The organism is Pseudophaeobacter sp. EL27 (assembly GCF_900313025.1).
In the GTDB taxonomy this organism is placed as follows: Bacteria; Pseudomonadota; Alphaproteobacteria; order Rhodobacterales; family Rhodobacteraceae; genus Pseudophaeobacter.
Map to the genome: position 1 here is coordinate 222,220 of NZ_OMPQ01000005.1, position 23,323 is coordinate 245,542.

The window sequence follows — 23,323 nt, forward strand, 5'->3', positions numbered from 1 at the left end:
GATCAGTTCCCTTTTCCGTTAAAGGTGGTGTCTTTGTAGGCCCGTTCCCCATTGGAGAGGTCTTCGACCCAGATTCTGACGGGTGTAGATTCCGCGTCCGAAGCCGCAGCCCCCTTAGGCGTCACGATATAGACCCGCTGAAGATAGGCGGTATCCGCTGGCACATCAACGGCGGCATAGGGCGTGCCTTCGAGCTGCACCCGCATGGCAGGATCCCCTTTGAGGGACAGTTTGAAGGGGCGGGCCTCACCATGTTTGTTGCGCAGGCGCACATCGTAGGTGTTACGTACCGAACCATCCGACAGGGTGACATAGGTCGGGTTGCGCACCGGAGCCACCGTCAGGTCGATATCGGAGCGAATGAACAGGGCAAAGACCAGGCCGAGGCCAACAAAGCTCCACATCGAAGTATACATGATGGTGCGCGGCCGCAGGATGTGCTTCCAGATGTTTTTTGGTGGTTGACCTGCACGCTCATGGGCCTCGTCCGACAGGGCCATATAGTCGATCAAACCGCGTGGCTTGCCGATCTTGGTCATCATGTCGTCGCAGGCATCAATACAAAGCGCACAGGTGATGCATTCCAGCTGCTGGCCATCCCGGATATCAATCCCAACCGGGCAGACATTGACGCAGGCCATGCAGTCGATGCAGTCGCCCTTTGGCGGATCAGAGATCTCGGCCTGGCCTTTTTTCTTGCTCAGTTTGCCGCGCGGCTCACCACGCCAATCGCGGTAGCCAACCACCAGCGTGTCTTCGTCCATCATTGCCGCCTGGATACGGGGCCAGGGGCATGCATAGATACAGATTTGCTCGCGGGCGATGCCGCCAAAAAAGAAGGTCGTCGCTGTCAGAACCAGCATGGTGGTATAGGCAATGGGATGCGCCTGACCGGTGACCAGATCCACCATCAGGGTGGGGGCATCGGCAAAATAGAACACCCAAGCGCCGCCGGTGGCCAGACCAATCAACATCCAAGACGCCCATTTGGTCAGGCGCAGGCGTGCCTTGCGAAAATCCATTTTCTTTTGCCGGTGCAGACGCAGCCGGGCATTTCGATCGCCCTCAATCCATCGCTCTACCAGAATGAACAGGTCGGTCCAGACCGTCTGAGGGCAGGCATAGCCACACCAGACCCGTCCCAATGCCGAGGTAAAGAGGAAAAGCCCCAGGCCCGCCATGATCAACAGCCCGGCCACAAAGTAGAACTCATGCGGCCAGATTTCGATCCAGAAGAAATAAAAGCGCCGATTCGCCAGATCCAGCAGAACCGCCTGATCCGGCAGCGATGGGCCGCGATCCCAACGAATCCAGGGAGTCAGGTAGTAAATCCCCAAAGTGATCGCCAAAATGTACCATTTCAGGTTGCGAAATAGACCCGATACGCGCCGTGGAAATACGGGTTCCCTGGCGGCGTATAGGCTGGGGGCGGGATCGGAATCACTCACGGACTCACTCCACTGAATATGTGTCTCTCTAGCCTGTTTCTTTCAAATGTTAAGGTCACGCTCTTTGACGTGGATCAAAAAGCGCATCGGACAAGCATCTTTATATATCAGCTTCTGGATCTTTGGTTTTTCTGTTCCGCCGCAGCCAGGAAATAAACTGGCGCGCCTGCCCCCGCTGCACGCCAGGGCGGGTGACAATATGATAGCCCCGCCCCTCACCTCCGGAGAACAGCTCTACCAGACGCCCGGCTTTCAGATCCTCGTCGACAAAGTCCTGCACGCTGACTGCGACGCCCTGCCCTTCGCGCACCGCCTGCATCAACAAATTGCCCGGCAATTTGATACTGGCACCGCGAATGACCTCGGCCACGCCGCGCGAGCGCAGCCAATGTGCGGCCTCGGTGGTGCCCAGCTCTTCGAGCCAGGGCAGATCCAACAGATCCTCCGGCGCCTCAATCAGCCGATCCTGCAGCAGGCTGGGTTTGGCCACCACCACCATGGGCGAGCATAACAGGATTTCGGACTCGAGCCCCGCCCAGTTGCCATCCCCATAGCGCAGCGCAATATCGACGCCCCCTGGCTGCAAAGAGACAACTTCGCCGCGCGGATCAATCACCAGATCGACATCCGGGTACTGCATGCGAAACTCGGCCAGGCGCGGCATCAGCCAGTTTGCGGCGAACATCGGCGTGCAGCTGATATGCAATGGCCGCGCTGCCCCCTGTGCACTGAGATCCTGAACCGCAGATTGAATGGCGCCAAACCCCAATAGCAGCGCCTGCGCCAGATGCTGCCCCTCTTCGGTCATCTCCAAGGCGCGACCGCTGCGGTCCAACAGTGGCGTGCCCAGATACTCCTCAAGGCTGCGCAACTGCTGACTGATGGCAGCATGGCTGACATTTAGTGCCGCCCCCGCCTTGGCCAGGTTTCCATGTTCTGCATAGGCAGAAAAGGCCCGCAGGGCGGCAAGCGGCGGCAGGGAGAGCCAATCCATATGTAATCCTGACTTACATAAGTGAAATTTTCCTGAGTCGCATCTTGCGCGGTTTGCAGCGACAGTCAAAGGCAGAAACACCAACACAGGAGATTTCAAGATGCTGATCAATATCTACGCCCGCTCCATGATGACCGCGACTCGTCACCCCTGTGTGATGGTCCGCGACATGCCGGCAGCGACACAACCGGCTCCGGTTTTAGCAGCTGCCGAGCCTGTCTCGAAAAAAGACTCAAGGGGATTTGCCGCTCTGGTGCAGCAGATCAAACGGCTGGCTTCAGGGCTGCGGCCCACAGCGCGGCGGCTCAACCAGCCCATGCGCTGCATTGATCTGCAAAAGCTGTAACTGGGTGGAAAAGACCCTAAACTAAAGGGACCCGCCCTCAGGGAATGGGAATTAAGCAGAGAGTTATGGGCGTCGGTTTTCCAGGAAACGCGCGAACAGATCGAAATCCCGACGCCCAATTCCCACCACCTAGCACGTCAGGTTTCGGGAATTCTGTGCTGCGCCGCCATTCGCCTTTGAAAGCAAATGAACCGGCCAGCTAATCTCTGTCTTGGGTTGATTTAGACCGTCTTTGGGGCGAGGTTCTTTGACTCTGATCAAACTCGGCGATTTATTTTGGCTCAAGGCAAGAAAAAGTGGCCTTTCCCGACCCCCTATCACCTATTGAGGCAAACGCCATTCGACCCAACCTCTGAACAAGAAAGGGCCGCCCCATGGGACGGCCCTTTGTCTTTTGCATCCTAAAGGAGGGGCTTATTCGCCGCCGCCCAACTGGTGCACATAGGAGGACACCGCGCGGATCTGCGCCTCGGTGAGGCGGGTGTTCCAGGCAGGCATCACGCCGTAACGCGAATTGGCAACGGTATCGCTCAGGGCAGCATAGTCGCCACCATAGAGCCAGAGCGCATCCGCAAGGTTTGGCGCACCCTGGCTGCGATCGCCAGTGCCGTCTTCCATGTGGCAAGAGGAGCAGTTGTCTTCAAAGACCACGGCACCAGCTTCCACTTTGGAGGCATCCTGCGCCTCGCCGGACAGAGACATGACAAAGTTCACAACCTGGTCGATCTCTTCTTTCTCCAGCAGCTCATCACGACCAAAGGCAGGCATCTCGGAGTAGCGCGCATCGTCGCTGTCCTCGTTGCGGATACCATGGGTAACGGTCTCGTGGATTTCCTCGACGGAACCACCCCAGAGCCAGTCATCATCCAGCAGGTTGGGATAGCCCTTGGCGCCAGCCGCACCAGAGCCGTGGCACTGCGCACACCAGGTCTTGAAGACGGCAGAACCCGAAGACACCGCGTAGGAGCCCAGTTCTGCATCGCCTGCAATGGCTGTCAACTCCGCAGCTTCCAGCTTGGCGTTCATCGGTGCGTTGGCCTCATCCACGGCTGCAATCTCAGCCGCCACATCACCGCGTGTCGACCATCCGAGGATCCCTGCAGTCGCAGAGTTCACCATCGGCCAAGCCGGGTAAAGGATGGTGTAACCAATCGCCCAAATGATGGTGGCATAGAGAGTCCAGAGCCACCAACGTGGCATCGGGTTGTCGAACTCTTCGATCCCATCCCAGCTGTGGCCGGTGGTGTTCGGATCGTCGTCGAATTTTTTGACGGGTTTGCTCATGTCCTCGCCTCCTTGTCTGCGGCGGCTGTCGCCTCGCCCTCAACAGGGGCGGGGGCGTCTACGTGGCGAAAGGGAATGCTGGCCGTGTCTTCATAGACCTTGGTGCTGCCGGGCCGAAAGGCCCAGGCAACGATACCCATGAAAAACACGAACAGAAACAACAGCATCCAGCTATCTGCAAATTCGCGCAGGAGTGTATAGATTTCCATACCTACCCCTCCTTAGCGGTTTGCGTCGGGTGTGAAGGTCGAGAAATCAACCAGCGTACCCAACATTTGCAGATAAGCGATCAGCGCGTCGGCCTCGGAAACACCGGGTTGGCCATCAAAGTTACGCACGCTGACCTTGTCGCCATAGCGTTCCAGCAAGCCATCATAGTCGCTGTCCGGATCCGCCTGGACCTTAAAGTCGGCCTGTGCACTGGCCAGCATCTCTTCGGTATATGGCGTGCCGAGCATCGCATTTGCCGCCAACAGATCGCCAATGTATTTGCCGTCGATCATCTTGCGCTCGAGGAAGCCATATTTTGGCATTACTGATTCCGGCACCACCGCCTGCGGATCCCGCAGGTGATCCACGTGCCACTCATCCGAATAACGTCCCCCCACCCGGGCCAGATCCGGCCCGGTGCGCTTGGAGCCCCACTGGAAGGGGTGGTCGTACATCGACTCCGCCGCCAGCGAGTAGTGACCGTAGCGTTCGACCTCATCCCGCATGGGACGGATCATCTGGCTGTGGCAGGTGTAGCAGCCTTCACGGATGTAGACTTCGCGGCCCGCCATTTCGAGAGGGGTGTAAGGGCGCATGCCCTCAACCTTCTCGATGGTATTTTCCAGCCAGAACAAGGGAGCGATCTGAACCAGACCACCGATGGTCACAACCAGGAAGCTGCAGATCAGCAAGAGGGTCGCGTTGGTCTCGAGGATTTTATGTTTGTCGAGAATTGCCATTTTTACGATCCTCCTTATTCAGCAGGGACAGCGACAGTAAGGCTGGCCTCTTTGGCCGGAGCTTTACGGACAGTCATCCACAGGTTGTAGCACATGATGATGGCACCGGAGAGGAACATCACCCCACCCAGACCGCGCACAATGTTCATCGGCAGTTTCGCGGCCACTGTGTCGGCGAAGGAGTTCACCAGGAAACCATTGGCATCAACTTCACGCCACATCAGGCCTTCCATGATCCCGGTCACCCACATCGAGGCGGCATAGAGAATGATGCCGATGGTGGCGAGCCAGAAGTGCCAGGAGACCAGGCTGAGGCTATAGAGACGCTCACGTTTCCACAGAACTGGTACCAGGAAGTACAGAGCACCAAAGGTGATCATGCCGTTCCAACCCAGCGCACCAGAGTGCACGTGACCAATGGTCCAGTCAGTGTAATGCGACAGCGAGTTCACCGCGCGGATCGACATCATCGGACCTTCAAAGGTCGACATGCCGTAGAAACCGATCGAGATAACCATCATACGGATAACCGGGTCGGTCCGCAGCTTGTCCCATGCGCCAGAGAGCGTCATCAGACCGTTGATCATGCCACCCCAGGACGGCATCCACAGCACGATCGAGAACACCATGCCGAGGGTCGAAGCCCAGTCCGGCAGAGCGGTGTAATGCAGGTGGTGAGGACCAGCCCAGATATAAAGGAAGATCAGCGCCCAGAAGTGGATGATCGACAGTTTGTAGCTAAACACAGGGCGTTCAGCCTGCTTTGGCACAAAGTAATACATCATGCCGAGGAAGCCCGCGGTCAGGAAGAAGCCCACAGCATTGTGGCCGTACCACCATTGAACCATGGCGTCCTGTACACCGGACCAGACGATGACCGATTTGGACCCCCAGATGGAGACCGGGATGGTCGCGTTGTTTACCAGGTGCAGCATTGCAACGGTGACGATAAAGGCCAGGTAGAACCAGTTGGCCACGTAGATATGTGGCTCTTTACGCTTGATCACGGTGCCGAGGAAGACCGCCAGATAGGCCACCCAGACAATGGTCAACCACAGGTCAACATGCCATTCGGGCTCTGCGTATTCTTTCGACTGGGTGCCGCCAAGCAGGTAGCCGGTTGCCGCCAGAACGATAAAGAGTTGGTAGCCCCAGAACACAAACCAAGCCAGATTTCCGCCCCAAAGACGTGCTGCAGAGGTGCGCTGCACCACATAGAACGAGGTGGCGATCAGCGCGTTACCACCAAAGGCAAAAATCACCGCCGACGTGTGCAGGGGGCGCAGGCGGCCAAAGTTGGCAAAGCCCTGGGCCCATTCAAAGTTCAGCACCGGAAAGGCCAGCTGGAAAGCAATGAACGTACCCGCGAGAAAACCCACGACACCCCAAAAGGCGGTGGCGATCACACCGGCACGTACAACGCTGTCAAAATATTCATTTTGCTGGCTGCCAGCAGCCTGCTTTGCCCCGCCAGTGTGGCGCAGCGTGTATAGAAACAGGCCACCAGCAACGAGCATGACGATTATCGCATGCACCTGGTAAGCCAGATCCCGCGCGTAATTGGTCCCGATCATCGCAAAAAGCGTGACCAAACCAAGCGCTATCAGCTTGATATAATTAGACATTTTGTGTCCCTTCACCATGTCCCCCGCGATTCTTTGCGTCGCGTGGAACCCATATATTCCATGCTCTAGATGCAAAACATGTGCCAAAGGTGCATTGATCTGCATCAAGACAAATACCATTCAACTGTGACAGACCACACAGGGTACAGCCACACTAACAGTCCTTCTTGTTAGAGCTCTGAATTTTTACCACATGAGGTGAAACATGACTTACAAAACCATACTCACGGTTCTGACCTCACAGGACACGGCCGAGACCCCCTTGTCACAGGCAGCATCGATGGCTGAGGCCTTTGGTGGCCACGCCGAAGTACTGTGCCTGGGCGTTGATCGCACCCAGACCGGTTACTACTATGCCGGTGCTAACGCCATGGTTCTGCAAGAAACTATGGCGCGCGCCAAAGAGGACGCCGGTGCATTGCAATCCTATGCGGATGACTATCTGAAAAAGGCCGGGGTTCAGTTTTCATCCGATGCGGGTATTGCTCAGGTTGCTGATATGGGGCGTCATGTCGCCCGTTTGGCGCGGTTTTCTGATCTGGTGGTTCTTGGTCAGCCCTATGGCAACGGCAAAGGTGTTGAGGCCGAACCCGTGGTCGAATCAGCGCTTTTTGAAGGGCGCACTCCGGTTGTGGTTGTCCCAGAAGGTGCAGAGCCCATTGGCCAGCCTAAAACCATATTGATTGCCTGGAACGAGAGCATCGAGGCGATGACCTCCATTCGTAAGGCGATGCCTTTCCTCACGGGCGCTGACTTGGTGCGCATCGTTGTGATCGACCCGCCCCAGCACGGTCCTGAACGCTCCGACCCCGGTGGTATGCTGGCACAGATGCTGGCGCGTCACGGTGTCAAATGTGAGATCGACGTGCTCAGCAAAACCATGCCGCGGGTGTCCGACATTCTGATCCGCCACGCCACCGATACGGATGCTGGTATGATCGTCATGGGGGCCTATGGCCATTCCCGTTTCCGCGAGGCGATCCTGGGCGGGGCCACCCGCAACATGCTTGAAAAGGCAACTGTGCCGATCTTCCTGGCCCATTGATCCAGCCCCGGGGCTGATCCTGCTTAGTCCTGACTTTTAACCACCCGGCTGCTGGCAGCCGGGTGGTTTTCTTTGGGCTCCCCGAAGAGCCCCCAGTTAGCTGCGGAGATAGTGCATGCCTTGGAACCCGGCACGCATTTGCCGTGTTTCCTGCGCGACAGAGGCCGGGTCATTGCTGGTTAGCCCCGCAACGATCAGTTTGGCCAGCGCTCCGGCCTCCGCTGGCGTAACGCCCCGGCGCACCAGTTCAGGCGTGCCAATGCGCAGCCCGTTCATGTCGCCCACCACCGGATCAATCGGCAGGCCAATGCCACAGGCCAGAAATCCTGCCCGGCGCAGGGTCTTGGAAGCCGCCTGACCGCCACCAAAGCGCGCGGCCTCGATTGCGAACTGATGCGAGCTGGTAGCCTGATTGCCATCAGGTTTGAACACCGGCAGGCCCAGCGCCTCCAGCTCTGCTGCCAGCGCCTGTGCCAGATCAATCATCGCCTGCGCATAGGCCGGACCATGGTCAACCCAGTCCAGCAGGCTCAGCGCCAGAGAGGCCGATTTGGCCGCGTCAAAATTGGCCGTCATGCCGGGAAAGGCAATGGCATCCAGGCGTTCTGCGATCTCAGAATCATTGGTGACAATCAAACCGCCCGCCGGGCCGCCCAGGCTTTTGTAGGTGCTCATGGTCATCATATGCGCCCCTTCATCCAAGGGGTTGGCCCAGGCTCGCCCCGCGATGATGCCGCATTGGTGTGCCGCATCAAACAGCACCTTGGCGCCGACCTCATCCGCAATGGCGCGGATCTCGCGCACCGGATGGGCAAAGAGATTGAGGCTGCCGCCAATGGTAATCAGCTTGGGGCGCTCGCGTAGCGCCAGGGCCCGCAGCGCCTCCAGATCGACGGTATAGCCATCGGCATTGACCGGCGCCGGATGAGACACCAGCCCATAGAGCCCGGCACAGCCATCGCCGTGATGGGTCACATGGCCACCAATTGCTGCCGGCGGGGCAATGATGCAATCACCCGGTTTGGTCAGCGCCATAAACCCGTAGAGATTGGCCAGCGCGCCAGAGGCCACCCGGATCTCGGCATATTTGGCACCAAAGACCTGCGCTGCCAGCTCGGCTGCCATGACCTCGATCTCTTCAATGGCCTCCAGACCCATTTCATATTTGTCGCCGGGATAACCCAGCGAAGGCCGACTGCCCAAGCTGCGCGCCAGCACGGCCTCGGCGGTGGGGTTCATCACATTGGTTGCCGGATTGAGGTTGAAACATTCATGGTCGTGGATCTCGATATTTTGCTCGATCAGTGCCTCGATCCGGTCAGCAGCGGCCTGACTGTTCATGTCAGCAGTCGCGGCAGCAATGGCCTGCACACGGGCTTCGCAAAGGTCGGGAACCCAGGGGCGGTTGGCAAGATTGGTCATTGTAGAACTCCTATGGGGCATGGCCTCGGGTGTTTGCTTTGACCCAGTTGAGCCTAGGCGCGGGCTTGCGCGCAAATCAGTTTTCTGAAAATCTAGGGTTAGAAAAAGTGAGTCTTAGAGATGGCCGTTTCGCCCCCCCGCCCCAAATCCTTTGCGCTGACAGCTCTGCGCGCCTTTGAGGCCTCGGCCCGGTTGGGTGGGTTTTCGGCCGCAGCTCAGGAGCTGGGCGTCACGCCGGGGGCGATCTCTGCCCAGATCAAATCGCTGGAGGCCGAGCTTGGCGCGCCGCTGTTTCAGCGTACCGCCAAAGGCGTGGTGCTGACCGCGCTGGGAGCACAATCCCTGCCCGCGTTTGGTCAGGCCTTTGATCAATTGGGACAAGCCGTGCAGCAGATGCGCGATGCCGCCGCACCGCGTGTGGTGCATATCGCCACCCTGCCGGCAATCGCCCAGTTTTGGCTTTCGCCCCGCCTGCCTCAGCTGCGCGCCGAGATGCCTGGCACCGAGATCTCCATCACCGCCCTGGAGCAGCCGCCGAACCTCAAACGGACCTCCTATGATCTATGCCTGTTCTATGCCGAGAGCGAAGGCACCGTTCTGGCTGAAGATGTCATCTTTCCCGTCTGTAGCCCCGCCTTGGCTCAGCGGCTGACGACGCCGTTGGATCTGCTAAACCTGCCCTGTCTCTATGACACCAGTTGGGAAGAAGATTGGGAACACTGGCTGGCGCAGGCCGCCCTGCCACATCACATCGCCCCGCGTGGCCCGGTCTATTCGCTCTATGCGCTCGCAGTGGAAGAAGCATTAAACGGGGCGGGGGTGTTGATTGGCCATGAGGCCCTGTTGGCGCCCTATCTGGCAGGCGGTCAACTGGTCGCGCCCTTTGGGCAAAAAGCTATATTACCTAAGGCCTTGCGACTGTGGAGCATGGCTGGACGCCGTGCAGATTCCGCCAGTCAGGAGGTCGCCAGATGGCTGGAACAAGCGCGGCAATCCCCGCCACGTCAGGTCTAGAACTGCCCCCGGGGATGAGACGGGTATTAGCTCATATAGCCGCCATCACTGTCGTCGCCGGCTTCCTCGAACAGACGGCCCATATCCGGTACGCATACCCGGCGTTTGCCCTCCAGCGCGATCACCCCGTCTTTCTTAAGAGCCGACATCTGGCGGCTGACGGTTTCAAGAGTAAGGCCAAGGTAGTCCGCCATGGCTTCGCGGGTGAGCGGAAGATCAAAGGTCATTGTATCGACCGCCCCGCGCGGCGTCAGCGAGGCATCGCGACGGGCAATGATGGTCAACAGGCTGGCAATTTTTTCCCGCGCGGTTTTACGACCCAGAACCAGCATCCACTCGCGTGCGGCGTCCAGCTCATCCAGGGTCATCTCCAGCAAGCGATGGGCAATATGCGGGGTGCTTGCCATCAGATCCTCAAAGGGCTTTTTGCGGAAACAGCACATCACCACATCTGTGGTTGCAACCACATTATAGGCAGCCCCATCGCGGCCGGGGCGCCCGACAAAATCGCTTGGCAGCAACAGACCAACCATCTGGGTGCGGCCGTCTTCCATCGTCTGGGTCAGCGTCGCAATGCCAGAAACCACTGAGCCGACAAAATTCATCACATCACCAGACCAGATGATCGGCTGCCCTGCCTCATAGCTGCGATAATACTTGATGCCGTCCAGCGCCTCCAGCTCGTCGGTCTCGCAACGGGCGCAAACGGCCCGATGGCGGATAGGACAGTCAGCGCAGCTGATATGGGTAATGGTTGGGGCGTTCATGGGCAGTCCCGTTTGATCCAGGTCAAAGTTCGTTCGTGCGATTACTGACTAGGATAATGATATGTGTCAGAAATCACAATTGGCGAAGCTCGGATTATACGATGCCAAAGTGCCGCGCTATACCAGTTATCCAACGGCGCAACATTTTGACGCGCGAATTGGTGCTGCACATTACCAATCCTGGTCAGGTCAAATACCCCCAGGCAGCCGGATTTCCCTTTATCTGCACGTTCCTTTTTGCCGAAACCTCTGTTGGTTCTGCATGTGTCGCACCCAGGGCACCAGATCTGATGCCCCGATCGAAGCCTATGTCGAAACGCTGAAACAGGAGGTTTCGCGCCTCAAATCTCACCTGCCAAAAGACGTCAGCCTGTCACGCCTTCACTGGGGCGGCGGTACGCCGACCATTTTATCCCCGGAGATGATTCGCGATCTTGCCGCGGCAGTGGTTGCGGTGGCGCCTCTTGCGCCAGATGCTGAATTCTCGGTCGAAATCGACCCAAATGAATTTGACCAGGCCCGCTGCGATGCGCTGATTGATGCCGGGCTCACCCGCGCCTCGATCGGGGTGCAGGGGTTTGACGACACAACTCAGCAGGCCATTGGCCGCAGCCTGTCATTTGACAGAGTGGTGCAGGTCCTTGCAATGCTGCGCCAAGGTGGTGTGCAGGATCTGAGCACCGATCTGCTGTTTGGCCTGCCGTATCAAAGCCTGGAGCAGATCCGGCAAAGCACTGAGCAATTGCTGTCGCTCTCGCCCGACCGGGTCGCCCTTTACGGCTACAAACATCTGCCCGCGCAGATCCGCCGCCAGGCAATGATCCCCTCCGAAACGCTTCCCAGGCCAGAGGATCGCCTGGACCTGTTCAAAGCCGCCCGCGCCCTCTGCCTAGAGGAGGGCTATGAGGAAATCGGCATCGACAGTTTTGCCCGCCCGGGCGACAGCCTGGTCCAAGCCCGCGACACACAGAGTCTCAAGCGGAGCTTTCAGGGCTATAGCGACGATCCGGCAGAGGTGCTGATTGGGCTGGGGGCCTCTGCAATCTCACGTTTCCCGCAGGGCTATGTGCAAAATGCGCCCAGCACCGCCCGTTACATGGCCGCAATTGAGGCCGGGAGTTTTGCCACTGCCCGTGGCCACGCCTTTGCGGGCGAAGACCACCTGAGAGGGCGTATCATCAAGGCCCTGCTCTGTGGGTTCTCAATCCCAGGCGATCGGATCCTGCAGCACTGCCCGGGTCAGGAAGCCCGGTTTGAGAGCCTGGTCGCCGAGGCCTGCGCAGCCTTTCCCGATATTCTGGTCAAAACCCAAAATGGTGCTCTGGTTTCAGAAGAGGCCCGCGCCATCACACGGGTCATCGCCCGCCATTTTGACGCCTATGAAGCCGCGGGCTCTGACAGCCTGCCACCCACAGCGGCAGAAACCCGGGTCTCCTAGATCTGAGGATTTCCAGCCCCCTGCCCATGAAAAGCTGCAGCGCCGCGACAGCGGCGCCACCCCCAAGGGTGTGCTTTTGCCTCTGGCAAAGGCTAAGCGCGCGGGAGCCTCCCCCCTTACCTATTTATCGAGCTGCGGCCAGCAGCTGCCGGGTGTAGTCCATTTGTGGATTTTCAAACAGTGCCTCAGCCTCCCCGGTCTCGACGATATCGCCCTGTTTCATCACCACCACCTGATGCGACATCGCTCGCACCACATTGAGATCATGGCTGATGAACAGATAGGCCAGCCCATAGCGCTTTTGCAGATCCCGCAGCAGCTCGACGATCTGTACCTGTACCGTCATATCCAATGCCGAGGTCGGCTCGTCCAGAACCACCAGTTTGGGGCGCAATACCATAGCACGTGCAATGGCGATACGCTGACGCTGCCCGCCGGAAAACTCATGCGGGTAGCGATCCATGGTGGCCGGATCCAATCCGACCTCCACCATCACATCCGCCACCAGCTCGCGCGGGGCACGGTGTTGATCGACCTTGTGAATGGCCAGCCCCTCGGCAATGATCTGCGCGCAGGTCATGCGCGGGCTCAGCGAGCCAAAGGGATCCTGGAATACGATTTGCATATCTTTGCGCAGACTGCGTAGCTCCCGCGTGGACCATTGCCGCAGGTCATCTCCACAAAAGCGCACCTCACCCTCGGAGGCAATCAACCGCATGATCGCCAGTGCCATGGTAGTCTTGCCAGAGCCGCTCTCGCCGACAATGCCCAGAGTCTCCCCTGCCCGCACAGAGAGTGAGGTTGGATTGACCGCTTTCACATGACCGATAGTGCGTTTGAGCAGCCCTTTCTGAATTGGAAACCAGACTTTCAAATCTTTGGTGCGGATCATCTCAGCCGCATTTTCAGCCACCGGTTCGGGAATGCCCGAAGGCTCTGCGGCCAGCAATTTTTGCGTATAGGCATGTTGTGGATTGTCAAAAACCTCCGCCGCAGGGCCTTCCTCGACAATCTCGCCTCCCTTCATCACACAGACCCGATCGGCGATGCGGCGCACCACGTTCAGATCATGAGTGATAAACAGTAGCCCCATGCCCTCAGATTTCTTCAGTTCTGCCAGCAGTTCCAGAATCTGCGCCTGGATGGTTACATCCAGCGCCGTTGTCGGCTCATCGGCGATCAGCACCTCGGGCTTGTTGGCCAGGGCCATGGCAATCATCACTCGCTGGCGCTGACCGCCAGAGAGCTCATGCGGATAGGCGCTGAGACGGTTTTCCGCATCCCGAATACCAACCTTATTCATCAGCTCCAGAATACGGGTCCGCGCTGCCTGCCCCTGCAATCCCTGATGCAGCGCCAGCGATTCCGCCAGTTGCTTTTCAATGGTGTGCAGCGGATTGAGCGAGGTCATCGGCTCCTGAAAGATAAAGCTGATGTCATTGCCGCGCACCTGCATCAGGTGCTTTTCATCGGCGCCAACCATCTCAACCCCGTCATAGGTGACAGAGCCCTCAACGATGGCGCTGTCGCCCAACAGCGAGACGGTTGAGAGCGCCGAGACGGATTTTCCCGACCCGGATTCGCCGACCAGGGCCACGGTTTCACCGCGCCCCACCGAAAAGGACACGCCTTTGACCGCCCTGTTGACTTTACCGTCCTGCTGGAAGGAGACACACAGGTTCTTGACCTGAAGGATGGGAGCTTCTGTCATGTCAGTTCTTGCCTGCAGCAAACGGTAGGGCGGTGCTCGACCGCGGGCGGAAACGAAGTGCCCGCCCATGGGGGCGGTCGGGCACTGCCCGGCTTGCAGCCGGGCGGATCGGCGGTTTGGGAAGCCACCTCATGAAAAGGTCTTTCTTGGGTCAAAGGCATCACGGATGCCTTCAAAGATGAAGATCAGCAGCGACAGCATCAGGGCAAAGGTGAAAAAGGCGGTGAAGGCCAGCCAGGGGGCTTCGAGGTTTTGTTTTGCCTGCAGTGTCAGCTCCCCCAATGAGGGCGCTGAGGAGGGCAGACCAAAGCCGAGGAAATCCAGCCCCGCCAGCGAGCTGATGGTGCCGGTAATGATAAAGGGCAGCATGGTCAGCGTCGCCACCATGGCATTGGGCAGCATGTGGCGCAGCATTATGGTCATATTGCCCACCCCCAGCGCTTTGGCGGCGCGGACATATTCCAGATTGCGCGCCCGCAGGAATTCGGCCCGCACCACGCCCACCAATGAGGTCCAGCTGAACAGGATCATCAGCCCTACCAAAAGCCAGAAACTGCGGCCCAGAATGGCAAACATGATGATAATCACATAGAGCGTTGGCGTTGAGCTCCAGATTTCGATCACCCGCTGGAACACCAGATCCAGCCAGCCGCCAAAATAGCCCTGCACTGCCCCCGCCAAAACCCCGATCAACGTGGCCGCCGCCGTCACCATCAGGGTAAAAAGTATCGACAGGCGGAACCCATGAATGACCCGCGCCAAGACATCGCGTTTGGTATCATCCGTGCCCAGCAGATTCTGCCCATTGGGCGCCAGCGGGGCTGCACCTGGGCGATCTACCGAGGTGTTGTAGGAATAGGGGATGGGCGGCCAGAGCGTCCAGCCTTTGTAAAAACCGTCCGCCGCGTAGCTATCCGCCGCGATTTGATCAATGATCTCTTCTGGTTCATCAAAGCAGTCTTCAATCCCGCCAGACCGGATCAGGCATTCCACTTCAGGGTCGCGGTAGTTCGCTTCCGTTTTGAAATCACCCCCAAAAGTGGTCTCGGGGTAAAAGTTGAACACCGGCGTAAAGATCTCGCCGCGATAGCTCACCAGGATAGGTTTGTCATTGGCCAGGAACTCGGCAAAGAGCGACAGGCCAAAGAGCACCGCAAAAATCCACATCGACCAATAGGCGCGCCTGTTGCGGCGAAAGGTGTTCCAGCGGCGTTGATTTAGAGGGGACAATGCCATCGCTCAGCCCTCCCGTTTATCAAAATCGATGCGCGGATCCACCAACACATACATGAGATCCGACAGGATACCGACAACCAGTGACATCAGGCCAAAGATAAACAGGGTGCCAAAAATCACCGGGTAATCCCGCGCCACGGCGGCCTCAAACCCCAGACGCCCCAGACCATCCAGCGAGAAAATCGTCTCGATGATCAGGCTGCCGGAAAAGAAGATGCTGATGAACACTGCCGGGAAACCGGCAATCACGATCAGCATGGCATTGCGAAACACATGACCATAAAGCACCCGGTTCTCAGACAGGCCCTTGGCTCGGGCGGTGATGACATATTGTTTTTTGATCTCATCCAGGAACGAGTTCTTGGTCAGCAGGGTCAATGTCGCAAAGGCGCCAATGGTCGAGGCAATCACCGGCAGGGCGATGTGCCAGGCATAATCTGCAATCTTGCCCATCAGGCTGAGATTCTCCCAATTGTCCGAGGTCAAGCCACGCAGCGGGAAGATCTGCCAGTAGGAACCCCCAGCAAACAGCACCAAAAGCATGATGGCAAACAGGAACGAAGGGATCGCATAGGCAGCAATGATGATACCACTGGTCCAGGTGTCAAAGCGCGAGCCATCGCGCAGCGCCTTGCGAATGCCCATGGGGATCGAGATCATATAGGCAATCAAGGTGGACCACAGCCCCAGCGAGATCGATACTGGCATCTTCTCCAGCACCAGTTCGGTCACGTCGATCTTGCGAAAGTAGCTCTCGCCAAAATCAAACTGCATGTAGTTCCACAGCATCAGGCCAAAGCGTTCCAGCGGTGGCTTATCCAGGCCGAACTGCTCTTTCAGCTCTTCAATGAGTTCTGGCGGCAACCCCTGACGGCCGGCATAGCTGTCATTGGCCTCAATCACGGCATTGCCACCGGCATCACCACCGCCGCCGGCAAAGCCCTCAAACACGTCACCACCGCCCTGGAGCTGGGCAATCACCTGCTCCACCGGGCCGCCAGGGACAAATTGCACCAGAGTAAAGTTCACCACCATGATGCCAAACAGGGTTGGGATCACCAGCAGTAAACGTCGAAGGATGTAGGCTGCCATATCGCGCCCTTACCGCAAGGCGCCCGAGGCTTTCAACGCAGCCTCGCGATCGGCATCGACCCACCACAGATCCAGCAACCCGGTGGAATAGGGGGGCAGGTTTTCTGGGTAGGCATATTGCTTCCAATAGGCGATCCAGCTGACATCCAGATACCAGGTTGGCACCATAAAGCGTTTCGCCCGCAGCACCCGGTCCAGTGCGCGCGTATTGGAATAGAGAACATCCTGGGTTTTGGCATCGACGATATTGTCGATCAGCGCATCCACTGCAGGATCAGCTAGTCCAGCTGGGTTGAACACGGAATACTCATGCGCCTCGGCGCCAAACTGCTGGTACAGCCCCGTCGATGGTTCCAGGGATTTTCGATAGGCAAAGGAGACCATATCAAAATCCTTTTCCCGGCGACGACTGGTGTATTGCGCATAATCCACCCGGTTCAATACCGCATCAATCCCCATGGCCTGCAGGTTTGAGACATAGGGGCTGACGATACGCTCCAACGTTGGGCTATCGAGCAGGAACTCGATCTTCAGCAATTCCCCCGCCGCGTTCTGGCGCATCCCATCGCTGTTCACTTCCCAGCCCGCTTCATCCAACAGTTTCATGGCACGGCGCAGGTTGCTACGATCATTGGGGCGTTTGGGTTTGGAAGCATGCGCCATCACCGGTTCCGAGGTCAAAAGCCCCGGATCAATCTGGTCGCCCAGTGCGGTCAGCACCTCCAGCTCGCGCCCCTGAGGCAGGCCCTTGGCCTCCAGATCACTATCCTGCCAAAACGAGCTGCGATGGCGGAACAGCCCATATTGCAGGCTCTCATTGGTCCATTCAAAGTTGAAGGCCAGCTGCACCGCTTCGCGCACACGAATGTCCTGAAACTGCGGCCGCAACAGGTTCATCACAAAGCCACTGGCCGCAGGCACATTGCCGTTCGGGATTTCATCCTTGATCACATCGCCATTGGCAACGGCATCAAAGTCATAGGCCGTGGCCCAGCTCTTGGAATTGTTTTCAGGCCGCACGGTATAGACCCCGGCCTTGAAGCCCTCCATCGCCGCAATGGCATCGCCAAAATACTCCACCCGGATACTGTCATAGTTGTGGCGACCGATATTGACGTTCAAATCCTTGCCCCAATAGTCAGGATTGCGGCGATAGGTGATGCGCTGGTTGATCTCGGCCTTGTCCAGAAGATAGGGGCCGGAACCAATACCCGGATCCAGACGCGGCTCATCCAGGCGACGGTTTTCCGGGTCGGCCTCGAACCAGGCCTTGGAGAAGACCGGCGTGCCAGCCACCTGTGTAATCATCGCGCGTCGTGGGAAATCCGGCGAGAAATAGAACTTCACCTGATATGGACCCAGCGCTTCCGCCTTGGGGATGCGTTTGCGCACGGCCTCAGCATAGGATTGCAGCCCCTGATCCAGCAGGATGTTATGGGAGAACACCACATCATCAGCCGTCACCGGGCTGCCATCGGAAAACCGCGCCTCAGGGCGCAGATTGAAGATCACCCAGTCCTGCGTCAGGGGAAATTCCAAGCTTTCGGCAATCAACCCGTAATAGGAGCCCGGCTCATCATAGGACTCAATCATCAGGCTCTCAAAATGCTCTGACGCCAATGCCCCGCCCCGCCCTTTGCGGGTATAGGGGTTCATACTGTCAAAGGTGCCCACCGCCGAAATTGACAGCTCACCGCCCTTGGGGGCCTCAGGGTTCACATAGTCAAAATGGGCAAAACCTTCGGGGTATTTCAGCGCACCAAATTCAGCAAAACCATGGCTTTTGACAATCGCACCTGCCTCGACCCTCAGCGGCAGGGCCAGCAGCAGAACAAGCACAAAACCGAGCGCCAGAAGGTAGGCTGCACGAAGCACCCCGCCGGGATCAGGTTGCACAGCCCGGACCCGCGCCTGAGCACCCCGTCGTTGCTGGTTTTTACCCGCCTGATTACCTGCCATATGGGATGTCATCTGCCACAACCTCCTTTGTCCGGCCTTCAACTGGTCCGGTTTTCCTACCTCTCAAGCTAATGGCCGCAGGAGGTAACATTCAAGTTGAGATTGCGCGATCTCGGACTTCATCGGATCGAAAGAGCGTGATCAAGCCGAATTCCCGGCTAGAATTCTCCACCGGGCAGCCCAACGGAAAAAGGCCGCGACACAAGCCGCGACCTTTTTGAATACTTTTGAGCCGACCCTTAGGTCAGGTCAAGATCAATCGTCGAGACTGTCCAGATAGGCGATGAGGTTCACCCGGTCTTTTTCCTTGCGCAAACCGGCAAAGGACATCGAGGTGCCCGAAGCATAGGCCGAAGGCTTGGTCAGGAAGGCATCAAGCTCTTCCGCAGTCCAGGTGGTGCCCAGAGCGGTCAGGGCGCCGGAGTAGCCAAAGCCCGCTTCTGCGGCAGTGGCGCGGCCTACAACACCGTAGAGCGAAGGACCGGTGGAGTTCACACCCGCCTCCAGCTTGTGGCAGGCGGCACATTTCTTGAAGACTTTGGCGCCTTTGCCGGCGTCAGCCGAGGCCATCAGCTCTTCAAAGCTGACCTCAACCACATCTTCAGAAGCGGCGCTCGCATCTGCTACTTCAATTACATAAGATTGCTCACCGTGCGCATCTGACGAATAGAGCACATCCGCGGCCCAGTGGCCCAGAAGAAGCACCAGGAACGATCCGCAAACGCCTGCGGTCGCTTTGGTTAGGGTCATCGTGTCAAACATGAATCGCGTGTCCGTTTTAGCTGTCTGGGGGTTGTCTAAGGCTTCCACTCGTCAGTGGCAAGGTATAGACAACGCGACGAAATGCCCGTTTGCTGAAGTTTTGCAGGAAAGTCGCACTGATGACCGGAAAAATTGCCATCCAGGGAGAGCTCGGCTCTTATAGTCATGAGGCTTGCCGCAATGCGCGTCACTCTATGGAGGTGCTTCCCTGCAGCACCTTTGAGGATGTGATCGAGGCCGTGCGCTCTGGTGCGGCCGACCAGGCAATGCTGCCGGTTGAGAACTCCACCTATGGGCGGGTTGCCGATAGTCACCGCCTGCTGCCACACAGCGGGCTGCATATCATCGACGAGGCCTTTGTGCGGGTACATATCAACCTTCTGGCTGTCCCCGGCGCCAAGCTGGAAGACATACGGGAGGCCAAATCACATTTGGTTCTGCTGCCACAATGCGGTGAATTTCTGCGCAAAAACAACATCGTGGGACGCGTCAGCCCCGATAACGCCCGCGCTGCACGCGATGTGGCGGCGGCGGGTGACATCCACACAGCTGCTCTGGCCAGCGAATTGGCCGGTGAGATCTACGGGTTGGATGTGCTGGAGAAAAAGATCGAGGATCGCGGCGACAACACCACCCGCTTTCTGATCATGTCCCGCGAACCCGATACCACCCGGCGTGGTGCCCATGGCATGATCACCAGCTTTGTCTTTCAAGTCCGCAACATTCCAGCGGCGCTGTACAAGGGCATGGGCGGCTTTGCCACCAATGGTATCAACATGACCAAACTCGAGAGCTACATGGTCGATGGCTCCTTCACCGCAACCCAGTTTTACGCGGATATCGAAGGCCACCCAGATGATGCAAACGTGCAACTGGCAATGGATGAGCTGGCCTATTTCACCACCAATGTGGAGATTCTCGGCGTCTACCCCGCCAACAATGGGCGCTACTAATCGCCATTTGGCCTGCCGGGGCCTGGCTGACGTATCGGAAATCTAGACTCTCAAATCCATCCTACTTATCGCTGGGGTGTACCATCACCCGAGTCCATCATGACCGCAGCACCGCCTGTCACAACCTATCCCAGCACCCACCCGGCTCATCGTCGTGCGGATATGCTGGTGCATGCCGTTGGATTGGTCCTGATTCTGGTGGCTGGCGCAGCCCTGTCTTTCAAGGCCAGCGCGGACCTCGACGGGACGCTGATTGCAGCGCTGGGTGTCTATGTCCTGTCTGTATTGGCCTCCAATATCGCGTCGAGCTGCTACCACTTTGGTCCCTGGCATGACCGTCGCCTTTTGCTGCGCCGTATTGACCATGCGGCGATCTATCCCAGCATTACCGGCACCTTCACGCCCTTCTTTGTTCAGGCAGGCACCACCTGGACCTGGACACTTTTGTATCTTTGCTGGGGGCTGACGGCCCTGGCGATCTGGCACAAGATCACCCATAAAGATGTCAAGACACGCTGGTCGACGGCCTCTTACCTCGGGCTGGGCACGCTTGGGCTATTTGCCCTGCCAGATCTGACCATGGTCCCGGTCGAGAGCCTCTGGTGCATCCTGTCTGGCGTCGCCAGCTTTGTGATTGGCACCGGATTCTACGCCCGCAAATCCCTGCCGTTTCGCTATGCCATCTGGCACATTTGGGTGAATATTGGCGGCATCCTGATGTTTGCCGGCATCTGGATCGCCCTGTTCTGACCAGCAAAGCCCTCAGCTCTGCGCCTAGCGAACATAGGATCCAATGCAAAATGCCGGACCTAAAAGCCATCAACACATCTGTTTGGCAGAGACGACTGTGAGAGGGAGAAGGTGAGAGGTTGGACATCGACCCAAGCGGGGCTCGTTGTGGCTGCTTCCTTCCGGATCTGACCAGGTTGGCGAGGCGCCTGCCCGCGCCAACCTCTCGAATCCCGATATAGGCAGAGTTTGTCACAATGACAAGAGCGCGCTGTCAGTCCCCGCAGGAAACAAGCCCTCTCATGCCCCCTGTAGACCTGTTCCGGGAAGGGACCAGATGGGGGCTCAGGCGGGTTGCTTTGATTTCATGGTTTTCTGGCCAAATTCAGTCCCACTACAGGCTGAGCCGCAGTTTGAGAAACCCACTGGGCGTCACACCCTGATCCTCAACCTGCCCCGCTGGCAGCTCGTCCAGGTAGTTGCGCGCGACCGGCCCGGTGTAGACCGAGACCCGCGTGCCCGGCAGCGGCCTCAGCCGCCATGGATAAGGGGCACTCGCTAGCTCATCCGTGGGCAGGCGCCCTGACACATAATCACAGATCGCATCGCGGATCTTAACCCCCGGCAGGCGCAGTTGTTCTGCCTCCTGCACCATCTTGAAGTTGCCACCGCCACTGACCCGATAACTGTTTGTCGCAACAGAGAATTGCTGCGTGCTGGAAACCGGAACTCCGTTCCAACACAGGTTCCGGACCCTGTGCGCATCCGGGTTGATCAGCAGACCGGAAGAGGAAAACCGTGGCGGCTGCGTGACGTCAATTTCGTAGTCCAGACCAAAAATCACGTCAAAGTTATGCCCGGCGCGGTCCAGGTTAACCAACTCAGCGCTGCGACTCTCTGGGGTGATTTGATTGAACATCCCCGCAGACATTTCCAGCCACTCCAAGAGCTGGTCGCCATTGACCTTTACGCCCCAGATCACATTGGGAAAAACCTGCAGATCCGCGACATTGCGCATGCATAAATCACCCGCAGCAATATCAGTGTAATTCTCAGGCCCCGAGCGGCCGCCAAATTTCCCTGGCGACACCGCGGATAACAGCGGCAGCTCACCCGCCTGTGTTCCCGCCAGCATCGGGCGCACGGCCGCCATCTGAGCGCAGGCCGTCAGGGCCAAGCCGTGATCCTGTCCAAAGAAAATAAAATAGGAATGCAACGCCTTGGAGCAATGCCCAACAGGTTCCTTCATTCGCGCCTGCGTCTGCGCATCCGCCTTTGCCAGGATCTCAACAAGAGCCGGATCTTCAGCCACCAGGGGGGAGAGCTTTCCCCAGGCATCACGGCGGGCAATTGGCACGACACTGGCCTGCCAGGTCTCAACCTGCCAACCTTCAGCCCCGTAGCGTAGATGCATATCAATCTGCCCCAGATGAGAACCATGCGCCCCGGGCATGACCACTGGTTTTGCGAAGGCATGTTCAGGGTCCGGCAAAACCAGATGGGTATGACCGCCAATCACCGCATCAATGCCGGTGGTGGCCACGATGGGGCGCAGAGCATTTTCCATGTTGGGGACCGCGAATTCGCCGCCAACGCCCGTGTGGGCCAGAGCAATAACCAGATCACACCCTGCAGCCCGCAACTCTGCGGCACTGGCCGCTGCAGCCTGCACCATATCCTGTATCTCGACCTCGCCTTCTAGCAAATGGGCATCCCAAACCATGGTTTGCGGAGGCAAGACCGACAGGATGCCGATGCGCAGATTAGGCGCTTGAGGCAAGGCATCGAGACACCGCTCCACAATCGCGGACTTTACAAAAGGCAGTGCATGGTCAGGGGCAACGGCCTGCATGTTCGAGCAGACAACCGCGCAGGGCGCATCTTTCAGCACCGTTTCCAACACCGGTAAACCAAAGTTGAAATCATGATTACCCAGCCCCAGAGCATCATAGCCCAGCGCCGAAAAGGCTGACATCAAAGGATGAACGGCAGTGGCGCTAGTGGGATCAAGCCCTTGGTCGGCCCGCAACGCGGCCTCCCCAATCGGAGAGCCCTGTAGCGCGTCGCCATTGTCAAGCAACAGGGTCGCCCCGCCCCGAGCCTGGGCCTCTTGGCGCGCCCCGGAGATAAGACTGGCCAGCCGTGAAAGACCGACCCCTGGATCTTCCCGATCCGCGTAGTAATCTCGGCTGAGCAAATTGCAGTGCAGGTCGGTTGTCGCAAGTATGCGCAACACCCCGGTGACCTCTGATGTGGAGGCTCCCAACTCTGTCATTGTGCTGATGTCACAGCTGTCACTAAGTGGTCCGATCTCTTGCTTCACCAGCTCCCTTTCTGAGAACCGCCCCTCCTATGAAACAGCGTTTCACGGATTTGCAAAGCCTCCAAATACATCATCTTTAAGAAAAATTAACCAAGTTGCTCAGGAGCTAGCCCAGAGGCAACCAAAGTCAAGGCAGCACACTCACTGCCTGTAAAACCCAAATTATCAGAGATGGTCTGGTATTTCGTGCCCTAAGGGGTCATCACTTTGCCTAAATGCGCCAAA

Annotated in this window: 20 protein-coding genes and 1 other RNA gene; 6 read left to right on the plus strand and 15 right to left on the minus strand. The window is 58.0% G+C overall.

The features are described from left to right. Positions 1 to 2: 2 nt before the first annotated feature. A complete protein-coding gene (gene ccoG, locus ED661_RS04040; RefSeq protein ID WP_122072658.1) occupies positions 3 to 1,448 on the minus strand; it encodes a cytochrome c oxidase accessory protein CcoG in 1,446 nt (481 codons plus the stop codon). 100 nt (positions 1,449 to 1,548) lie between these two features. Further along, entirely contained in the window at positions 1,549 to 2,442 is an 894-nt protein-coding gene (locus ED661_RS04045; protein WP_122072659.1) for a LysR family transcriptional regulator, read from the minus strand. A 100-nt stretch (positions 2,443 to 2,542) separates the two neighbouring features. Between ED661_RS04045 and ED661_RS04050 the strand changes: the two genes are divergently transcribed. Beyond that, entirely contained in the window at positions 2,543 to 2,788 is a 246-nt protein-coding gene (locus tag ED661_RS04050; RefSeq protein WP_122072660.1) for a hypothetical protein, read from the plus strand. A 414-nt stretch (positions 2,789 to 3,202) separates the two neighbouring features. Here ED661_RS04050 and ccoP read toward each other — a convergent pair whose 3' ends face one another. From ccoP to ccoN, 4 genes are read right to left on the minus strand one after another with little or no spacing between them, the layout of a single operon-like run. After that, complete coding sequence (gene ccoP / locus ED661_RS04055) at positions 3,203 to 4,072, minus strand: cytochrome-c oxidase, cbb3-type subunit III (RefSeq protein ID WP_122072661.1); 870 nt, start codon at positions 4,070 to 4,072, stop codon at positions 3,203 to 3,205. After that, on the minus strand, positions 4,069 to 4,281 hold the full coding sequence (locus ED661_RS04060; protein ID WP_122072662.1) for a cbb3-type cytochrome c oxidase subunit 3: 213 nt from the start codon (positions 4,279 to 4,281) through the stop codon (positions 4,069 to 4,071). Before ED661_RS04060 ends, ccoP begins: the two co-directional genes overlap by 4 nt. A gap of 12 nt (positions 4,282 to 4,293) precedes the next feature. Then, entirely contained in the window at positions 4,294 to 5,022 is a 729-nt protein-coding gene (gene ccoO / locus ED661_RS04065; RefSeq protein ID WP_122072663.1) for a cytochrome-c oxidase, cbb3-type subunit II, read from the minus strand. Between the two features lie 14 nt (positions 5,023 to 5,036). Beyond that, positions 5,037 to 6,647: a cytochrome-c oxidase, cbb3-type subunit I gene (gene ccoN, locus ED661_RS04070; RefSeq protein ID WP_122072702.1), complete on the minus strand. Its 1,611-nt coding sequence runs from the start codon at positions 6,645 to 6,647 to the stop codon at positions 5,037 to 5,039. A gap of 205 nt (positions 6,648 to 6,852) precedes the next feature. On the opposite strand from ccoN, the gene ED661_RS04075 reads away from it, so the two are divergent. Continuing rightward, positions 6,853 to 7,692: a universal stress protein gene (locus ED661_RS04075; RefSeq protein WP_122072664.1), complete on the plus strand. Its 840-nt coding sequence runs from the start codon at positions 6,853 to 6,855 to the stop codon at positions 7,690 to 7,692. A 96-nt stretch (positions 7,693 to 7,788) separates the two neighbouring features. On the opposite strand, the gene glyA is transcribed toward ED661_RS04075, so the two are convergent. After that, complete coding sequence (gene glyA, locus ED661_RS04080; RefSeq protein WP_122072665.1) at positions 7,789 to 9,114, minus strand: serine hydroxymethyltransferase; 1,326 nt, start codon at positions 9,112 to 9,114, stop codon at positions 7,789 to 7,791. A gap of 120 nt (positions 9,115 to 9,234) precedes the next feature. On the opposite strand from glyA, the gene ED661_RS04085 reads away from it, so the two are divergent. Then, a complete protein-coding gene (locus ED661_RS04085; protein ID WP_122072666.1) occupies positions 9,235 to 10,128 on the plus strand; it encodes a LysR family transcriptional regulator in 894 nt (297 codons plus the stop codon). A gap of 26 nt (positions 10,129 to 10,154) precedes the next feature. Here ED661_RS04085 and fnrL read toward each other — a convergent pair whose 3' ends face one another. Next, positions 10,155 to 10,895, minus strand: coding sequence for a transcriptional regulator FnrL (fnrL, locus tag ED661_RS04090; RefSeq protein WP_122072667.1), 741 nt, complete (start codon positions 10,893 to 10,895; stop codon positions 10,155 to 10,157). Positions 10,896 to 10,956: 61 nt separating this feature from the next. On the opposite strand from fnrL, the gene ED661_RS04095 reads away from it, so the two are divergent. Next, complete coding sequence (locus ED661_RS04095; RefSeq protein ID WP_122072668.1) at positions 10,957 to 12,333, plus strand: radical SAM protein; 1,377 nt, start codon at positions 10,957 to 10,959, stop codon at positions 12,331 to 12,333. Between the two features lie 124 nt (positions 12,334 to 12,457). On the opposite strand, the gene ED661_RS04100 is transcribed toward ED661_RS04095, so the two are convergent. The 5 genes from ED661_RS04100 to ED661_RS04120 all read right to left on the minus strand — a co-directional run bounded on the left by ED661_RS04100 (position 12,458) and on the right by ED661_RS04120 (position 19,093). Continuing rightward, complete coding sequence (locus ED661_RS04100; RefSeq protein WP_122072669.1) at positions 12,458 to 14,044, minus strand: ABC transporter ATP-binding protein; 1,587 nt, start codon at positions 14,042 to 14,044, stop codon at positions 12,458 to 12,460. Positions 14,045 to 14,173: 129 nt separating this feature from the next. After that, the gene (locus ED661_RS04105) at positions 14,174 to 15,280 is read right to left on the minus strand and encodes an ABC transporter permease (RefSeq protein ID WP_122072670.1); all 1,107 of its coding nucleotides are present in this window, start codon (positions 15,278 to 15,280) and stop codon (positions 14,174 to 14,176) included. Positions 15,281 to 15,283: 3 nt separating this feature from the next. Further along, entirely contained in the window at positions 15,284 to 16,372 is a 1,089-nt protein-coding gene (locus ED661_RS04110; protein ID WP_122072671.1) for a microcin C ABC transporter permease YejB, read from the minus strand. A 9-nt stretch (positions 16,373 to 16,381) separates the two neighbouring features. After that, positions 16,382 to 18,343 carry an extracellular solute-binding protein gene (locus tag ED661_RS04115; RefSeq protein ID WP_174214160.1) on the minus strand — a complete coding sequence of 654 codons (1,962 nt, stop codon included), beginning with the start codon at positions 18,341 to 18,343 and terminating at the stop codon, positions 16,382 to 16,384. Positions 18,344 to 18,586: 243 nt separating this feature from the next. After that, a complete protein-coding gene (locus ED661_RS04120) occupies positions 18,587 to 19,093 on the minus strand; it encodes a cytochrome c family protein (RefSeq protein WP_122072673.1) in 507 nt (168 codons plus the stop codon). A 119-nt stretch (positions 19,094 to 19,212) separates the two neighbouring features. Between ED661_RS04120 and ED661_RS04125 the strand changes: the two genes are divergently transcribed. Then, positions 19,213 to 20,046 (plus strand): prephenate dehydratase, encoded by an 834-nt coding sequence (locus ED661_RS04125; RefSeq protein ID WP_122072674.1) that lies wholly within the window; start codon positions 19,213 to 19,215, stop codon positions 20,044 to 20,046. A gap of 99 nt (positions 20,047 to 20,145) precedes the next feature. Continuing rightward, entirely contained in the window at positions 20,146 to 20,796 is a 651-nt protein-coding gene (locus ED661_RS04130; RefSeq protein ID WP_122072675.1) for a hemolysin III family protein, read from the plus strand. A 109-nt stretch (positions 20,797 to 20,905) separates the two neighbouring features. Here the strand turns inward: ED661_RS04130 and ffs are convergent. Both ffs and ED661_RS04140 read right to left on the minus strand, forming a co-directional pair. Continuing rightward, positions 20,906 to 21,004: signal recognition particle sRNA small type (ffs, locus tag ED661_RS04135), an RNA gene on the minus strand. A gap of 165 nt (positions 21,005 to 21,169) precedes the next feature. After that, entirely contained in the window at positions 21,170 to 23,050 is a 1,881-nt protein-coding gene (locus ED661_RS04140) for a 5'-nucleotidase C-terminal domain-containing protein (protein WP_122072676.1), read from the minus strand. Positions 23,051 to 23,323 lie beyond the last annotated feature (273 nt).

Excerpts from the sequence above, each read along its gene's own strand:
- ED661_RS04045 (WP_122072659.1), bottom strand. The coding sequence starts at position 2,442 with ATGGATTGGCTCTCCCTGCCGCCGCTTGCCGCCCTGCGGGCCTTTTCT.
- ED661_RS04050 (WP_122072660.1), top strand. The coding sequence starts at position 2,543 with ATGCTGATCAATATCTACGCCCGCTCCATGATGACCGCGACTCGTCAC.
- ccoP (WP_122072661.1), bottom strand. The coding sequence starts at position 4,072 with ATGAGCAAACCCGTCAAAAAATTCGACGACGATCCGAACACCACCGGC.
- ED661_RS04060 (WP_122072662.1), bottom strand. The coding sequence starts at position 4,281 with ATGGAAATCTATACACTCCTGCGCGAATTTGCAGATAGCTGGATGCTG.
- ccoO (WP_122072663.1), bottom strand. The coding sequence starts at position 5,022 with ATGGCAATTCTCGACAAACATAAAATCCTCGAGACCAACGCGACCCTC.
- ccoN (WP_122072702.1), bottom strand. The coding sequence starts at position 6,647 with ATGTCTAATTATATCAAGCTGATAGCGCTTGGTTTGGTCACGCTTTTT.
- ED661_RS04075 (WP_122072664.1), top strand. The coding sequence starts at position 6,853 with ATGACTTACAAAACCATACTCACGGTTCTGACCTCACAGGACACGGCC.
- glyA (WP_122072665.1), bottom strand. The coding sequence starts at position 9,114 with ATGACCAATCTTGCCAACCGCCCCTGGGTTCCCGACCTTTGCGAAGCC.
- ED661_RS04085 (WP_122072666.1), top strand. The coding sequence starts at position 9,235 with ATGGCCGTTTCGCCCCCCCGCCCCAAATCCTTTGCGCTGACAGCTCTG.
- fnrL (WP_122072667.1), bottom strand. The coding sequence starts at position 10,895 with ATGAACGCCCCAACCATTACCCATATCAGCTGCGCTGACTGTCCTATC.
- ED661_RS04095 (WP_122072668.1), top strand. The coding sequence starts at position 10,957 with ATGTGTCAGAAATCACAATTGGCGAAGCTCGGATTATACGATGCCAAA.
- ED661_RS04100 (WP_122072669.1), bottom strand. The coding sequence starts at position 14,044 with ATGACAGAAGCTCCCATCCTTCAGGTCAAGAACCTGTGTGTCTCCTTC.
- ED661_RS04105 (WP_122072670.1), bottom strand. The coding sequence starts at position 15,280 with ATGGCATTGTCCCCTCTAAATCAACGCCGCTGGAACACCTTTCGCCGC.
- ED661_RS04110 (WP_122072671.1), bottom strand. The coding sequence starts at position 16,372 with ATGGCAGCCTACATCCTTCGACGTTTACTGCTGGTGATCCCAACCCTG.
- ED661_RS04115 (WP_174214160.1), bottom strand. The coding sequence starts at position 18,343 with ATGACATCCCATATGGCAGGTAATCAGGCGGGTAAAAACCAGCAACGA.
- ED661_RS04120 (WP_122072673.1), bottom strand. The coding sequence starts at position 19,093 with ATGTTTGACACGATGACCCTAACCAAAGCGACCGCAGGCGTTTGCGGA.
- ED661_RS04125 (WP_122072674.1), top strand. The coding sequence starts at position 19,213 with ATGACCGGAAAAATTGCCATCCAGGGAGAGCTCGGCTCTTATAGTCAT.
- ED661_RS04130 (WP_122072675.1), top strand. The coding sequence starts at position 20,146 with ATGACCGCAGCACCGCCTGTCACAACCTATCCCAGCACCCACCCGGCT.
- ED661_RS04140 (WP_122072676.1), bottom strand. The coding sequence starts at position 23,050 with ATGACAGAGTTGGGAGCCTCCACATCAGAGGTCACCGGGGTGTTGCGC.